The sequence below is a fragment of the Streptomyces tailanensis genome, assembly GCF_008386495.1.
Taxonomy (GTDB): domain Bacteria; phylum Actinomycetota; class Actinomycetes; order Streptomycetales; family Streptomycetaceae; genus Streptomyces; species Streptomyces tailanensis.
The window spans coordinates 16357-33146 of record NZ_VTHJ01000084.1 but is presented as its reverse complement, the minus strand read 5'-3'; the positions used below and the strand labels follow the sequence as shown (position 1 = coordinate 33146).

Annotated in this window: 4 protein-coding genes; all 4 read right to left on the bottom strand. The window is 72.8% G+C overall.

The annotated features are described in order from the left end of the window. Positions 1–8413, bottom strand: an 8413-nt coding sequence (locus F3T56_RS41005) for a non-ribosomal peptide synthetase/type I polyketide synthase (protein WP_149830555.1), incomplete at its 3' end; no start/stop codon positions are given. Continuing rightward, entirely contained in the window at positions 8410–13776 is a 5367-nt protein-coding gene (locus F3T56_RS41000) for a non-ribosomal peptide synthetase (protein WP_149830554.1), read from the bottom strand. The genes F3T56_RS41000 and F3T56_RS41005, both read right to left, overlap by 4 nt. Next, positions 13773–14867: a pyridoxal-phosphate dependent enzyme gene (locus tag F3T56_RS40995; RefSeq protein ID WP_149830553.1), complete on the bottom strand. Its 1095-nt coding sequence runs from the start codon at positions 14865–14867 to the stop codon at positions 13773–13775. Before F3T56_RS40995 ends, F3T56_RS41000 begins: the two co-directional genes overlap by 4 nt. After that, positions 14864–16783, bottom strand: a complete 1920-nt coding sequence (locus F3T56_RS40990; protein ID WP_149830552.1) for a condensation domain-containing protein — start codon at positions 16781–16783, stop codon at positions 14864–14866. The genes F3T56_RS40995 and F3T56_RS40990 overlap by 4 nt, the downstream gene beginning before the upstream one ends. Between the last annotated feature and the right edge of the window lie 7 nt (positions 16784–16790).

Genomic DNA, 16790 nt, shown 5'->3' with positions numbered 1-16790 from the left:
CCAGCAACACCATGAACACCGTCACCCGCTCACCACGCGCCAACACCCGCACCTCCTCCGACAACTCGCGAGGAATGACGACCTCGCGGATCCCGGCCGGGGCCGTGGCTCCGGGCGAACGGGGCCGGTCTGAGGGCAGTTCGAGCAGCGCCGGAGCACCGGCCAGCTCCCCGCGCCAATACGACAGGCCCTCCGCCAGCCGCTCGTCCGTCAGCGTCTCCCGCTGCCAGACCGCGTAGTCGGCGTACCGCACGGGCGGGGCCGGCAGCACAGCGTCGCCGTCCGCATAGCCGCGGGCGATGTCATCGACGAGGACGCGCAGCGACCAGCCGTCGGCCACCACGTGGTGCAGGACGACGACGAGCAGATGCTCGTCCGCACTCAGCCGCAGCAGCCGTGTGCGCAGCGCGGGCCCGGCCGCCAGGTCGAAGGGACAGCATGCCTCGGCCCGGGCGAGCCGCAGCGCCGTCGCGGACCGCTCGGCCGGCGGCAGTCCGCTCAGATCGGTGACGGACAGGTCGACAGGGCGGGGCTCTGCGACCGCCTCCACCGGCTGCCCGTCCCTCACGGGGAAGGAGGTGCGCAGGATGTCGTGCCGGGCGACCGCCGCGCTCAGGGCGCGCTCCAACGCCCCGGCGTCCAGCGGGCCGCGCAGCCGCAGCGCGTACGGCAGGTTCAGCGCGGAGCTGTCCGGCTGGTAGTGCTGAAGGAACCACAGCCGCTGCTGCGCGAACGACAGCGGCGCGGGGCCGGATCCGGCGAGCCGGGAGATGGGGGCGAGGGCCGATCCCGCCCGCTCGTCCACGAGCGCCGCCATGGCCGCCACGGAGGGCGCCGTGAACAATTCGCGCGCGTCGATGGCGATGCCGCACACGGCCTGGATCCGCAGGGCCAGGCGCATCGCGGTGAGGGAGCTGCCGCCCAGATCGAAGAGGCTGGAGGCCAGCGGAATTTCCGGGATGTCCAGCTCCTCCGCCCAGACATCCCGCAGCCGCCGTTCCGTCTCCGTGCGCGGCTCCCGCGCCTTCTCGGTGAGCGGCTCACCGAAAGCCGCCGCCAGCTCGCGACGGGCGATCTTGCCACTGGAGGTGAGGGGCAACGCATCGGTGAACACGTACGCGGAGGGCAGCAGCGCCGCCGGGAGCCGTTCGACGAGGAACCACCGCAGCTCGTCGCTCTCCGTCCCGTCCTCGGCGACGACGTGGGCCACCAGACGCCGTTCCTCCCCGGCCGGGGCGGCGACGACGGCGACGGCCCGTACCTTCGGGTGCCGCACGAGCGCGGCCTCGATCTCCGTGGGCTCCACCCGTACGCCGCGCACCTTCACCTGAGCATCGGCGCGGCCGAGGAACTCCAGCGTCCCGTCCGCCCGGTAGCGCGCCAGGTCCCCGGTGCGGTACAGGCGTGCGCCCGGCTCGGTGGAGAAGGGATCGGGCACGAACCGCTCGGCGGTGCGGGCCGGGTCGTTCAGATAGCCGCGCGCCAGGCCCGCTCCGCCCACGTGGATCTCGCCCGGCGCGCCGACGGGCACCAGGCTTCCGGCACCATCGAGCAGGTACACCCGCACCCCGGTGAGGGGCCGTCCGATCGGCACACTCTCGGCGGGATCGCCGGTCGGCGCCCCCGGGGAGGCGGCAGTGCCGGCGTCGTGCCAGGTGGCGTCCGCTGCTACCTCGGTGCAGCCGTACAGGTTCAGCAGCCGGGTGTGGGGCAGGAGTTCGCGGAAGCGTGCCAGCAGGTCGGGTGGCATCGTCTCGCCGCTCACCGTCACGTACCGCAGCGCGGGCAGGCTCTGTCCCGAGCCCTCCAGCGCCAGGAGCAGTACCCGCAGCAGCGAGGGCACGACGACGAGGCGGGTGACCCGCTCCTCGCGCAGCGCGTGGACGAGTCGCGAGGCGTCGGCCGCCATCTCGTCGTCGAACACCACGAGTCCGACACCCGCGAGCAGCGGCCCGAACAGCTCCGCCGCCGCGTCCACGAACGTACCGGCCACCCGCTGGCAGGCCACCTCGCCGGGAGCGTAGGGGTAGGCCTTCCACATCCAGCGCAGTCGGTTCACCAACGCCTCGTGGGTGCCGACCACCCCCTTCTGCGCCCCTTCCGAGCCCGAGGTGTACAGCACGTACGCCGCGCCGGCGGGGTACGTCACGCTGGGCAGTGGCGCGTCGTCCACACCGGCGAGCGCGGACCACGACTCGTCCAGGACGACCACGGGCAGGTCGGTGGCGGTCAGGACACCGGTGTGGCGCTCCTCGGTAAGCACCAGCCGCGCGCCGGAGTCGCCGAGCGTCCCGGCGAGCCGGGGCGCCGGGTGGGCCGGGTCGAGCGGCAGCCAGGCGGCGCCGGCCTTGAGGACGCCGAGGATCGCGACCAGCGTGGTGGCCGACCGGCCGGCGACCACGGCCACCACGTCGTCGGCGCGCACGCCCCGGTCGCGCAGCAGACGGCCGAGCTGGCCGGAACGGCGGTCCACCTCCCGGTAGGTCAGCCCGCGCTCTCCGTGGGTGACGCAGACGGCGTCCGGCGTCCGCTCCGCCTGGGCGGTGAACAGCTCGTGCAGGCAGGCCGGTTCCCCCGTCGCGCGGTCCGTGTGGTTCCACTGGCGCAGCACCCGGTCGCGCTCCGCCCCGGTCAGCAGCGCGAGCCCCGCCAGCGGGGTGCCCGGCCGCTCAGCCACGTCCCTGAGCAGGTTGACGTAGTGGCGGGCCCACCACTCGATCGTCCCGGCGTCGTACAGGTCCGCGCGGTAGTCGAAGTCGAGCACCAGGCGGCCGTCCTCCTCGACGGCGTTGAGCGCCAGGTCGAACTGCGCGTGTGTGACGGGCAGGGCAACCCGCTCGGCGTCCACATCGGCCAGCCGGGGAAGGACGGTGGGCCGGTCGAGGTTGAACACTGCCTCGACAAGCGGTGAGCGCGCCGGGTCCAGCGTGATCCCGAACCGTTCGGTCATCGCGCTCAGGGGGAAATCCTGGTGCTCGTAGGCGTCGAGCAGGTCCTCGCGGCACCGGGCAAGCAGCTCATCGAACGGCGTCCGGCCGTCGAGCCGGGACCTGAGCGGCAGAAGGTTGGTGCAATGCCCCACCATCCGATCCGAGCCCGGCATGGTCCTCCCCGCCACCGGGATGCCGACGATGAAATCGTCCTGCCCGGTGAGGCGGTGGAGCAACGCCTGGTACGCCGACAGCAGCAGCATGAACGGCGTGCCGCCGCAGCGGGTGGCCACCTGGCGCAGCCGGCCCAGCAGCTCGGCTTCCACGGTGACCCTGTGCCGTGCGCCGCGGAAGGTACGCACCGCAGGGCGCTGGTGGTCGGTGGGCAGGTCAAGCACCGGGACCGGGGCACGCAGCTGTTCCGCCCAGTACGCCTCGTGCCGGGGGTCGGTGAGCTGGTGGTCCAGCCAGGACGCGTACTGGCGGAACGTGACGGGCCGGGGGCGGCCGTCGTCCTCGCCTCGCCGCTCGGCGGCGTAGGACTCGGCGATCTCCGCCAGCAGGAGGCCGAGCGACCAGCCGTCCGCCGCGATGTGATGGGCCGTGAGCACGAACAGGTGGCTGTCCTCGTCGAGTCGGACGAGGCGCGACCGCAGCAGCGGGCCACGCGCCAGGTCGAACGGCCTACGCTCCTCGGCGGCGATCCCGGCGAGCAGGTCGCCGGTGACGGCACCGGCCCCCCGACGCTCGGTCACCGGCAGGCCGAGGACCGGTCGCCGCACGACGCGCTGGGTGCCGTGCTCGGCGTCGAAGACGGTGCGCAGCGCCTCGTGGCGGTCCACGACCCGCCGCAGCACACGGCTGAGCGCAGCCGTGTCCAGCGGCCCGGTGAGCCGCAGCGCGCTCGTCTGGTGATAGGCCGCCGAGCCCTCCGGGTCGAGGGCCGCCAGCGACAGCAGCGGCCGCTGGCCGCCGGTGACGGGGAAGGCGCCGTCCGAAGGGGACGAGGGCAAGCGTCCCATCGCCCGGAGCGCGGCCACGCTCTCCTGCACCGCCGTCACCACGCGGTCGACGTCCTCGTCGGTGTGGGCTGCTGACAGGAAGGCGTTGTGGCCCTCCCGCAGGTGGATGCCGCGGTGGACCAGCTGGTGGTAGAGGAGGTGGATGTCCTGGCGGGACGCGAAGCGGAAGAGCGAGCCGAAGTGCACCGCGCTGACCGGCACGCCCTCGGCCTCGAAGACGTCGTTGAGACGGTCGGTCATCGCGGTGGTCCTGCGGTTCAGCTCCTCCTGGAATCCCGGGCCGCGCCGGGCCAGTTCCGTGAGCGTCGCATGCGCGCCGGCCATGGCCAGCGGGTGCTTGCAGAACGTGCCCGCGAAGAAGGTGGTGTCGGCCGCGGGGTAGGAGTCGTCTCCGTAGCGCCAGGCGCCGCCGTCGATCGCGTCGAGGAAACGCGTGTCGCCCGCCACGGCCCCGATCGGCAGGCCGCCGCCGATGACTTTGCCGTACGTGGCGATGTCGGCGCGCACGCCGAACAGCGCTTGAGCTCCGCCCGGGTGTGGCCGGAAGCCGGTGATCACCTCGTCGAAGACAAGGGCCGTCCCCGACTTCTCGGTCAGCTCCCGGAGCCGCCGCAGGAAAGCGGCGGGCCGCACGTCGGGGCGGCGGCTCTGGACCGGTTCGACCAGCACAGCGGCGAGTTCGTGCCCCCGGGCGGCGATGACGTCGAGCGATCCGGGATCGTCGTAGTCGAGCACCAGCAGGTCGTCAACCATGTGTTGCGGCACGCCAGGGGCGATGGGCGTGGTGGGCGCGTCGGGCCGCAGCTGCTGGCGCCTGCCCAAGGTGCCGTCGAAGACGCCGTGGTAGGAGCCGGCGAACATGACGACCAGGGCGCGGCCGGTGGCGGCCCGCGCCAGGCGGAGCGCCGTCATCACCGCCTCGCTTCCCGAGTTGCAGAAGGCGGCCCTGGCCATCCCGGTCTGCGCGCACAGCAAGGCGGCGACCTCTCCGGCGAGGGGGGACTGGGCGCCGAGGTGCACGCCCCGGTCGAGCTGCTCCCTGATGGCGTCGGTGACGAAGGCGGGTGAATGGCCGAAGAGGTTGACGCCGTAGCCCATCATCACGTCGATGTACTCGTTGCCGTCCACGTCCCAGATCCGTGAGCCCCGGGACCGTTCGGCGACGATGGGGTAGAGCATCTCCTTGACCGACATGCGGAAGTCGGACAGCACGCGGTTGTCGTTGTCCGCGAGCGTGGGGCGGTGGCGGGCGGCGAGGCGCTTCGATCCCGCCGTGCGGGCGACGTAGGACGCGACGAACTCGGCCAGCTCCCGCTGTCCGCCAGAGCCGGCATCGTCGGCCACGGTGATCGGCCGGTAGGGCACGAACGGCTCGGGGCGCGCCGGGTCGGCGCCGTCAGGACCGGGGGTGGCGGGCTCCGGGCTGGGCGGGACGGACGGCGCCTCGGGCGCCGGGGGCCGCTCGACGGCCCGCTGGTGGCGTGCGACGAACGAGGCGACAGAGGCCAGCGTCGGCAGATCGGACATCAGCTGGCGCACCGTCAGGCGCACCTCGTATTCCTCGCGGACCACCTGCGCTATCTCGATCATCGCCAGGGAGTCGAGCCCCGCCTCCAGCAGCTTGGCCTTCGGGTCGACCGCCTCGGGCTCCGTGCGCAGCAGCTGGGCGACGTCCGCGCGGAGACGGCGGGTGATCGCGGCCTCGTCGCGCGCGCCGTGCCCGGCGCCATCGGCCTCGGGCCGCCGGGGCGCGGTGGAAACGGCGGGCCGCGCGAGCTCGGGCGCGGCATCGTCCATCCAGTACCGCTGCCGCTCGAAAGGGTAGGTGGGCAGGGTGACGCGCTGCCGTGGGCCGTCCGCGACAATGGACCAGTCGACGTCCGCGCCACGTGTGTACAGGGCCCCGAGCGCCGCCGCGACCGCGTGCTGGTCGTCGGTGTCCGGGTCAAGGCCCGGCACCCAGGTGAGGCCGGCGCCGGGCACCGCCCGGGGCCCGAGGCGACTCAGCGTGGGTCGTGTGCCCACCTCGAGGAAAACCGCGCAGCCCTGGCGGGCGAGCGTCGCGAGGCCGTCGGCGAACCGCACGGGCCGGCGCAGGTGGGCGAGCCAATGGCCGGGACCGAGCGGCTCGGACGCGGGCACCTGCCCGCCGGTGGTGCAGGAGACGAGCGGCACGCGCGGCGTCGCGTAGCGGACGGATTCGAGCACCTTCCGGAACTCCGGCAGCATCGGCTCGATGAGCGGCGAGTGGAACGGCGAGGGCATCTCCAGCCGCCTGACGCGCGTCCCCCGCTCCTTGAACGCGGCACTGATCGCGAGGACGGCCTCGCGCGCGCCGGAAATGACGACGCGGTCGGCGGCGTTGACGGCCGCCACCGACACCTGGTCGCGGTGCGATTCGAGCGCCGCCAGCACCTCGTCCTCAGGCGCGGCGACGGCGGCCATGAGGCCCGCGTCGGGCAGCTCGCTCAGCAGCCTGCCGCGCTCGGCGGCCAGGCGCAGGCCGTCGGCGGGCGAGAAGACCCCCGCGACACAGGCCGCCACGTACTCCCCGAGGCTGTGTCCGATGACCGCGCCTGGCCGGACGTCCCACGCCTCCCACTGCCGGGCCAGGGCGTACTGCACGGCGAAGAACACGGGTTGGGCGATACGCACGTCGTGCAGGTGTGCCGCGGCCTTGTCGTGCGGGTCGAGATAGTCGAGCAGCGGGCGCTCCAGGTAGGGCCGCAGGTGCTCCTGGCACTCGTCCAGCGTCTCCTGGTAGGCGCGGTGCGTCCGGTAGAGCCCTGCACCCATGCCCGGGTACGGGACGCCATGACCGGTGAACTGCATGACGATCACGGGGTTTTCCCGCGCCTCACCGGCTGAAGCGCCCTCGCCGAGGTCCTCCCCGTCCCGGTACCGGCGCAGCGCCTCTCGCAGTCCGGCCGCCGACCCCGCCGCCATGGCCAGCCGGTGCGGCTGGTGTGCCCGGCCCGCGGCGGCCGTGAAGCAGTAGTCGGCGACGGCGTCCTCCGGACAGCCGGCGAGCCGGTCGTGGTGACGCCCGGCCAGCGCCCGCAGCGCCGACGGTGTCCTGGCCGAGACGGTCAGCAGGTGGGCGCCGCCTGGCCGCCCGGGCCGCTCCGGACACGGCGCCGGGGCCTCCTCCAGCACGACGTGCGCGTTGGTGCCGCCGATGCCGAACGCGCTGACGCCCGCGCGGCGGGGGCCCTGGCGGCTGACGAAGTCCCGCAGCTGGGTGTTGACGTAGAAGGGGCTGCCCTCGAAGGGGATCTGTGGGTTGGGCTCCTCGAAGTTGAGGCTGGCCGGGATCTTCTTGTGGTGCAGGACAAGGGCGGTCTTGATCAGCCCCGCCACTCCGGCGACGGTGTTGAGGTGCCCGATGTTCGTCTTGACGGAGCCGATGGCGCAGAACTGCCTGTCGTCCGTGCTCTGTCTGAACGCCTGCGTGAGCGCGGCGATCTCGATCGGGTCGCCCAGCGTGGTGCCGGTGCCGTGCGTCTCGACGTACCCGATCGTACTGGCCGGGACGTCGGCGAACTCCAGCGCGCCTGCGATCACCGCGGCTTGCGCGTCCACGCTGGGTGCCGTGTAACTCACCTTGGCGCTGGCGTCGTTGTTGACGAACGAGCCCCTGATGACCGCATAGACCCGGTCGCGGTCGCGCACCGCGTCGGAAAGCCGTTTCAGCACGACAAGTCCGAGCCCGTTGCTGAAGACCGTGCCCTCGGCGGACTTGTCGAACGCCCGGCAGTGCCCATCGCGCGAGAAGATCGCGTCGTCCACATAGAGGTAGCCGGTCTTCTGGTACGGCTGGAGCGATACTCCGCCCGCCAGGGCGACGTCGGACTGTCCGGTCAGGATGCTCTGGCAGGCGAGGTGGACGGCGACCAGTGACGTCGAGCAGGCCGTCTGGACGGTGATGGCCTCGCCCGAGAGGTTCAGCTTGTAGGAGACGCGGGTCGCCAGGTAGTCCTTGTCGTTCCCCACCAGCCCCTGGTAGCTCCGCAGCCGGGTACCGGCGCGCGGCATCATCGTCAGGGCGTAGGTGCTGCTGGCCGAGCCGGCGTAGATCGAAACGTTGCCGTCGTAGTGGGTGAGATCGTGGCCCGCGTCCTCCATCGCCTCCCAGGCGCATTCGAGAAACAGCCGGTGCTGCGGGTCCATCACCTCGGCCTCGGCGCGGGGGATGCCGAAGAAGCCGGCGTCGAACATGTCGATGTCCGGCACGATGCCGGCGGCGGGCACGAAGTCCGGATGGCCCGGGTCGACGGGGAAGAACGCCGACGGCTCCAGTTCTTCCGACTCGAAGAAGGAGATCGACTCCGCGCCGTTGACCAGATTGTCCCAGAACTCGCCCAGGTTCGCCGCCCCCGGGCACCGGATGGCCATGCCCACGATGGCGATGTCGCTCGGGTTCACCTGCGCCTCCTCACTCTCGTTTCCGTGTCCGGTCATGACCGCCCTCCGCGCCGCCGGGCCCGGACCGCGTCGGTCAGCTGCCTGCGGCGCGCCGCGTTGGCCCGGCTCTGTTCCACCCGGTCGGACGGGCCGTCGTCGCCCTCGGCCAGGTGCGCTGCCAGGTCGTGGAGCGTCGGCTTCTGGAACAGCGTGGTGACGGGGAGCGTGACTCCGAACTCGGCGCAGATGAGCTGGTGCGCCTTGAGCAGGGTGAGCGAGGTGCCGCCCAGGTCGAAGAAGTTGTCGTGCAGACCGATCCGTTCGATGCCGAGCACGCCCGCCCAGATCTCGGCCAGCCGCGTTTCGACCCGGGAGCGGGGAGAGACGAAGTCCTTGTCGAGCCGGGGCCGATCGGCCGGCGGCTCCGGAAGCGCGCGGCGGTCCAACTTGCCGTTGGGGTTCCGTGGCAGCTCGGGCAGCGTGACGAACAGCGACGGCACCAGATGTTCGGGCAGCCTCGACCGCAGGTGGCCGCGGAGCTCGGTCGCGGTGGGCTCGGTTCCGTCCGCGGACACCACGTAGGCGACGACGCGGGTCTGTCCCGTGGCGTCCGGGCGGCCGACCACGGCGGCGCCCCGGACCGCGGCGTGGCGTTCGAGCTCCGTTTCGATCTCCCCGGGCTCGATCCGGAAACCGCGCACCTTGATCTGGTCGTCGGCCCTGCCCAGGTGCTCCAGGTCGCCGTCGGCCCGATGGCGGACGATGTCGCCCGTGCGGTACATGCGGGCACCGGGCTCGGTCGCGAAGGGGTCGGGGACGAACCGCTCGACCGTCAGCCCTGGCCTGTTCCGGTAACCCCGGGACAGGGACGGGCCGCTGAGGTACAGCTCCCCCGGTACGCCGAGCGGCACAGGGGCGAGGTGGCGGTCCAGCACGTGGACGCGGGACCCGGCCAGCGGCCGGCCGACCAGCGTCGTCCGGCCGCCCCCGCCCTCCCCCGTGTCCCCGGCGTGCCGGCCGGAAGGAACGGGGTACATCGTGGCGATCCCTGACACCTCGGTGTGGCCGAGCATATTGAGGAACGCCGCGTCCGGGCGCAGTCCGTCCAGCCATCGCTGGGGCAGGCCGGAGGGCATCGGTTCGCTCGCCGCCATCAGCAGGCGGAAGGTGTCCCGGAGCCCGGCCGCTCGCCCGGGCCCCATGGTGTCCAGGGCGTCGGCACAGTGCTGCCAGTACGAGGGGTTGGCCGACATCACCGTCGCGCCCTGCCGCCGCGCGAAGTCGAACAGCGCGGGCACGTCGGCAACGTGCTCCGCCGGAGCGAGCACCACCGTGGCACCGTGGCACAGCGGTACGAAGAGCTGCCGCATCGAGGCCGCGAAGGCGAACGACTGCACGACGAGCTGCCTGTCCCCCGGCCGCAGCCCGAACTCGGCCTGGAGGGCCCGCACCTGGGCCGCGAGCCCGGCATGCGTGACCTGCACGCCCTTCGGCCGGCCCGTTGTTCCCGAGGTGTACAGGACGCAGGCGAGAGAACCGGGTGCCGCGGCGGTCCCGCCGGGCGGTGCCCCGTCGGCCGCGTCGGCAGCCGACAGGTCGCACACCGGCACCTCGCCCGCCGGCACCTCGCCCGCCGGGCCGGCGGTGACAACGAGCGCGGCGGACGCGTCGCGGATCATGAACTCCAGCCGTGCCGTGGGATAGGCGGGATCGAGCGGCAGATAGGCGGCGCCCGCCCGGCCCGCGGCGAGCAGCGCCACCACGTAGTCGATGCCGGCTGGCATCAGCAGCGCGACGACGGACTCGGGCCGCACCCCGAGCGCGCGGAAACGGCCGGCGAGCCGCGCCACCCGCTGGTCGAGCTCCCGGTAGCTGAGTGCCGTCTCACCGTCGGTGACCGCCACGGCGGCGGGGCTCCGCGCGGCCTGGAAGGCAAGCATCGCCTGGACCGTCTGCCCGGGCCTGTCAGGGGCCGGGGGCAGGGCCGGGCGGGGGGCGAGCAGCCGTTCCTCGCCGGCCGTGCGCAACGGCAGCCAGGCCACCGGACGGTCCGGGGCTGCCGTCGCCTCGCGCAGCAGGACCTCGAAGTGCTCGGCGACGCGCGCGACGGTGGCCTCGTCGAACAGGGCCGTACTGTAGGACCACTGGCAGGCGAGGCCCGCTTCCGTCTCGGCCACGGTGAGGGCGAGGTCGAACTGCGTGACCCGGCGGTCGACGCCCACCGACGTCACGGGCAGGCTCCCGAGCTGTCCCCTCACGCCTGCCAAGCCCAGCGCCATCGCCGCGAGCCCGCCGCCCCGGTCGGCATGGTAAGTGAACGTCGTCTGGAAGACCGGGGACTGACTGGCGTCGCGCGGCACCCCCAACCGCTCCGCCAGCAGCGAGAAGGGGTACTCCTGGTGCTCGGCGGCACCGAGCACCGCCTCTCTGGCCTGCCGGACCAGCGCGGTGAAGGTCGGCCGCCCGGCGAAGCCGGTGCGGATCGGCACCGTGTTGGACACGTAGCCGACGAGGCCGGAGAGTGCCTCCCTGCCGCGTCCGGCCATGGGCACGCCGACGATGACGTCCTCGTCGGAGGAGTACCGGTGCAACAGGGCCTGGTAGCCGGCGAGGAGCACGGTGAACGGCGTGGTTTCCTCGATCGCGGCGAGCCGCGCCACACGGGCGGCCGTCTCCGGGCCGATGACGGTCTGGTGGGCGGCACCCCGGTGCTGGCGCACGGCGGACCGGGGCCTGTCGGTGGGCAGGGCCAGCACTGGCAGCGGCCCGGCCAGGCGGGTGCGCCAGTACTCCCACATCCGCTCGCCGGCGGGCCCCGCCAGCAGCCGGGACTGCCCGTCCACGTGGTCGAGGAAGTCGGCGGCGGGCCCGGGGCCGGAGGTTTCGGAGCGGACCTCCTCGTAACGGTCGCCGAGTTCCCTCAGCAGCACCTCGAACGACCAGAAGTCCACGGCTACGTGATGGGCCACCAGCAGCAGGACGTGCGTCCGAGCCGACAGGGTGAACAGGTGGACGCGCACCACCGGGCCCCAGTCCAGGTCGAAGCCGCGCGCGGCTTCCTCGGCGAGCCTGTCCCGCAGCGTGTCCGCGGCGACGCCGGTCTCGTGGCGGAACCAGTCGTCGACGGTGTCGTGCCGCACCTGGACCGGGGAGCCGCCGACAGAGGAGTAGGTGGTGCGCAGCACAGCATGGCGCTCGATGAGCCGGCCGAAGGCCTCGCGCAGCGCGTCCCCGTCGAGCTCCGCCTCGATCCGCACGGCGGTCGCCGCGTTGTACGTGCCGTCGCCGTCCGCCATCTGGTGCAGGGCCCACATCGCCCGCTGGCCGTGGGAGAGCGGGTACTCATCTGCCGGGTAACGGCGGTCCTGCCCGGCGGCGGCCTCGTCCCGGGGCTCATCAGCCGGCGCGTCGGCGAGCCCGGCGAGGACCAGCCCGGTGAGCGCCGCGATGCCGTCGCCCCGCGGCACGGCGGACGCGGGCAGGACGACCCCGGTGTCCCGTTCGATCTGGTGCGCCAGTTCCAGGCCCGCCACCGAGTCCATGCCGTGCTCGGTCAGCGGGCGGTCCGGCCGCAGCGACGCGGGGTCCACGCGCAACAGCCGGGCCGCGAGGGCGTGGACGTACGCGCCGGCCAGCACCGCCCGCCGCTTCGCGTCGGCGGCGAGCAGCTGGTCCCGGGTCACGGCGGGTACGGCGGGTGCGGCGGCCTCACGCTCGTCCCGCAGCACGACGGGCAGCGTGCCGTCCCGCAGCCGCTCGCGGCACAGGCGACGCTGCACCTTGCCGCTGGTGGTGCGGGGAACGCCGCCCGGCCGCACCAGGACCACAGCGTGCGCCTGGAGCGAGTGGGCCGCCGCGACGCGCTCGCGGACGGCGCGGGCCACGGCGGTGAGGTCCGCGTCCCTCGCTTGGCGCCCAGCGATCTCGTGCACGATGAAGAGCCGCTCCTCGTCGCCTTCCGTGATCGAGAACGCGGCGCCGGCGGCGGGCCGCAGCGCGGGATGGGCGCCGACCGCGGTGAACTCGATGTCCTCCGGGTGGCAGTTGCGGCCCCTGATGGTGATGAGGTCCTTGAGCCGCCCGGTGACGAACAGTTCGCCGCCGTCGCCGAGGTAACCAAGGTCGCCGGTGCGCAGGAAGGGGCCCTCTCCGGTGGGTGCGAGGTGCGCCCGGAACGTGCGGGCGGTGTCCTCCGGCCGTTCCCAGTAACCCTGCGCCACGCTCGCGCCGGATACCCACACCTCGCCGACCGTGCCGGGCGGAACCTCCCGGGCCGTCTCGGGGTCCACGATGCGCAGTTGCTGCCCCACCACGGAGGTGCCGCATCCCACGACGGTGTAGCCACGGGGATCCGGTGCGACGCGGCCGAGTTCCAGTCGGGCGCGGTCCACGGACGCGGTCACGGGCGGCGCGGCCGTGTCGCCGCCGCTGACGATCAGCGTGGCCTCGGCCAGCCCGTAGCACGGGTAGAACGCCGAGGCGCGGAAGCCGGACGGCGCGAAGTACTCGGTGAACCGGCGCATGGTCGCGGCGCGCACCGGCTCGGCGCCGCTGAAGGCCACGGTCCAGCTGCTGAGGTCGAGGCTGTCGCGCTGCTCGGGAGTGACGCGGCGGACGGCGAGGTCGTAGGCGAAGTCGGGGCCGCCGCTGCTCGTCGCGCGGTCCTCGCTGATGGCCCGCAGCCAGCGCAGTGGGTCGCGGACGAAGGTACGGGGTGCCATGAGGGTGATGGGGAACCCGCCGTACAGTGGCTGGAGGAGCCCGCCGATGAGGCCCATGTCGTGGTAGGGAGGCAGCCAGGAGACGGCGCGGCTGCCGGGCGTGTGGCCGAAGCACCTTTGGATGTGGGCAAGGTTGGCCATCAGGTTGCCGTGGGTCAGCATCACGCCCCGGGGGCTGGTGGTGGACCCGGAGGTGTACTGGAGCAGCGCGACCGTCTCCTCGTCCGGGCCGGGGCCCTCGGGGAGGTCCTCGCTGTCACCGTCGGTGAGGCCGTCGGTGAGGATGAGCGCGGTGCCGGGCAGGGGGTCGTAGGAGGCGGTGGCCAGGCTCGTGGTCAAGGCGACGGACGCCCGTGCGTCGGCAGCGATGGCCGCCAGCCGTCCTGCGGCGCGTTCCCCGTCGGGCGGGTACACCGGCACCGCCACCAGCCCGGCCTGCCAGCAGCCGAACAGGCCTGCGAGGTAGTCGAACCCCGGTGGGTAGAGCAGCATGGCCCGGTCGCCGGGCGCGAACCGGCCGACGAGGCGGCGGGCGACGGCACGCGACCGGCGGGCCAGTCCAGCGTAGTCGAGGGTGGCCGGGCCTGCGTCGGCGTCGCCGCTCAGGAACGCGTAGGCGTGCCGGTCCGGCTGGGCCTCCGCGCGCTGGCGCAGCACGCCGGGCAGCGTGGTGAGGGAGGCGAGGCGGGTCGTGGTCACTGGTCCACCCTTCTGGCCAGAAGCCGCGTGGGACTCGCGGACTGCTGTTCGAATTCGAAGGACAGGCCTTCCGACCTGGCCTCGGCCATCTCGGCGTGGACGCGCTCCGCGATGCCCTTGTCGTCGAGCCAGGTGTCGTCGTAGTAGGTCGTGAGGTAGTTGTCGGCGCCGTCCGCGACGACCGCGACGGGGCAGCGCGTCCCCCGCAGGCCGTCCTCCTGCTGCCCGAGGTAGGCGGCGAGGACGGCTCCTCCCGAGCCGCCGATCCGCAGTCCGGTGTCCTCGCTGAGCATGCGGCAGCAGGCGAACGCCTCGACATCGCGGACGCGGACCGTGCGGTCGTACTGGGCGGGGCGCAGCAGCGAGGACCGCCGGGAGGCGCCGACGCCGGTGAGCAGGTGGGCGTGCGCCCGGCCGCCGGTCGCCAGTGAGCCGTGCACGTCCACGGCGAGGGCGCGGAGGCCGGGTAACCGCGCCCGCAGCCCTTCGCTGATCCCGGCGAGCGTCCCGCCGGTGCTGACGGCCACGAGGAGCGCGTCCACGCCGCCGCCTGTCTGCTCGGCCAGCTCAGCCGCGGTGATGTCGCGGTGGACGGTGGGACCCGCCGGGCTGTGGTACTGGTCGGTCCACCGCAGCATGGGGTCGGCGGCGCGGAGTTCGGCCACCATGGCCAGCCGGGTGAGCAGATAGCCGTCGTGCTCGTCGCGCTCGGTGACCTCGCGGACCTCGGCGCCGTAGGAGCGCATCAGCTCCTGCACGGCGGGAGGCACCTTGGGATCGACGACCGCGAGGAACCGGCAGCCCATCCGGGGCAGCAGGTGGGCGAGGGCCAGGCCGAGGTTTCCCGAGGTGGACTCCACGACCCTGCCGCCGGGCGTGAGCGGCCTCCGCCCGGACAGGGCGGCGAGCAGCCCGAGAGCGGTGCGGTACTTGATCGAGCCGGTCGGGTTCTCCTGCTCCAGCTTCAGCCACAGGCGCCGGGTCCCACCCGCGTGACGCACGAGGAGGGGCCGCAGCGGAGTCCCGGTCCTGGCCCTGGCGATGAGGGCCTCGGGCTCGGTGTCCACGAGGCCACCAGTGGGGTGGCTCATTGTCGTTCCTTCCGCTCAAGTCGCGCGGCCAGGTACCTGAGCGAGGACATTCCGATGAAGTCCTTGAAGTTGATTTCTGAATAGCCGAGTTCGGCCAGGTGCCGCAGGAAGGCGGGGATCTTGGTGAACTCGCCGCGCGACTCGGCGTACGTCGCGGACATGCGGGGGGTAAGGCCCGGGTGCAGGGCGCGGAAAACCGAGGCGACGGCCTCCTCCCGGTCGTGGCGCGGCTCGTCGTCGGTCGGATCGCCATCGCCGCTGCCCCGTGTGAGGACCCGCTGACGCAGCCAGCCGTCGAGGTCGTCGGGGTGCTCGGGCGCACCGTCGCAGAACACGAAGTGGCCGGGGACCATCAGGCACGGATGGTGAGACACCTCGTCGCGGAGCGCCTCGCGCAGCGCCCCCGGGGTGAGGGACGGATCACCCGGTTTGACGTAGCACACCAGGTCGGGAGGGCCGGAGGGGCCGCCTGTGGGGCGGAAGAAGACGCGGGCGCGCTCGACACCCGTCCGCTCGCTGACGACCTGGTTCAGATGGCTGAGGTCGATCCATGACTGCCGCACCCTGGCCCACCCCGGGCCGTTCCAAGGCGCGTCGAGACGCACCCGTTCCGCCAGTTGCGACACGCGCAGCTGGGTATCCGCGAGCAGCGCGTCGGTGAGCGACGGGAAGAGAGCCAGGAAGTCCCGGGCACCAGCCCGCGAGAGCATCGACTCGGACGCCCTGAGGACCAGCTCAAGAGCGCCGTCCACGGGGGTGACGTCGAGCCGGAAGTTGGGCGTGCGGTAGTCGATCGTCCGCTGTGTCACGCCGCCTTCCGCGTAGCCCTCCGGCAGCGATCTGAGGCCGTCGCGGTAGTCGTGGTACGCGTAGATGACGGAGTTGGTGAAGCGCGCCCCGGCGTCGAGAGACCGGCGGGCCTCCTCCATCACGAGCTCGCCGACGTCGAACAGGCCCTTGGTGTACGCGAAGACCAGATCGCCGAACGCCTGGCGCGCTATCTCAGGAAAGGGCGGGTCGTCGGCGACGTCGATGACGACACGCAGTTCGTCCGAGTACCGGCCGACGCTGTTCATGAGGTGCGGCTCGAACCGGTTGGAGGAGACCACGCCCACGGCGCACGAGTCGTTACCGGTCCAGCCCGTCATGATGGCCACGAGGAGCCCAAAGAGCGTGGTGGGGACCGTCACCCCGAGCTTGTCCGACAGGGCTCCGCACGAGTCGGCCAGCTCTCGCGAGAGCAGCGTGCTCTCGATCATTTCGCCGTCGCTCGGGGCTCGGTTCCAGTAGAGCGATCTGTTCCAGCGGAACGGGAGCGTCGAATGCGGGCCTCGTTCCAGGCTCTGCCGCCAGGCCTCAAGCGCGGCGCCGCGTGCGTGGCGAGGGCCGTTCTCGGACTCGGCGATTCCCTGGTCCACCGGATGCCATCGCACGGGTCCGAACCCGGGATCGGAACCGGTGATTTCCGCCTTGAGTATGCGTTCGTAATCGGCGCGGAGCACGCTGATCGAATAGTGGTCGACAGAGATATCGGGAAGGCTGAACTCCAGGTCGGTCACATCGTGGCCGGAGACGTGCGCGACGGCCCGCAGCGTCGTTCCGCCGGCCGTGGCTTCGCCCAGCACCTTCTGCACCCGCCCCTCCTCGACGAGGGTGACATGCGGCTCGACGTCGGCGTGCACCACCTGCTCTGGGCTGCCACCGGGCCCCAGCCGCACACTGGTGCGCAGCGCCTCGTGCCGGTCCATGAGCCGACGAAGCACCCGGGTCAGCAGATCGACGGTCGTCCCGGGAGGCACGCCGCTTCTCACTCGTATCAGCGGCAATCTCTCCCGCCCGGTCGGGGCCGTCGTGTCGAGCAGCCAGACCCAGTGCTGGGTGCCGGTCAGCGGACCCGTACGTTCGGTTTCTGCCATGTCGCTC

Excerpts from the sequence above, each read along its gene's own strand:
- F3T56_RS40990 (WP_149830552.1), bottom strand. The coding sequence starts at position 16,783 with ATGGCAGAAACCGAACGTACGGGTCCGCTGACCGGCACCCAGCACTGG.
- F3T56_RS40995 (WP_149830553.1), bottom strand. The coding sequence starts at position 14,867 with ATGAGCCACCCCACTGGTGGCCTCGTGGACACCGAGCCCGAGGCCCTC.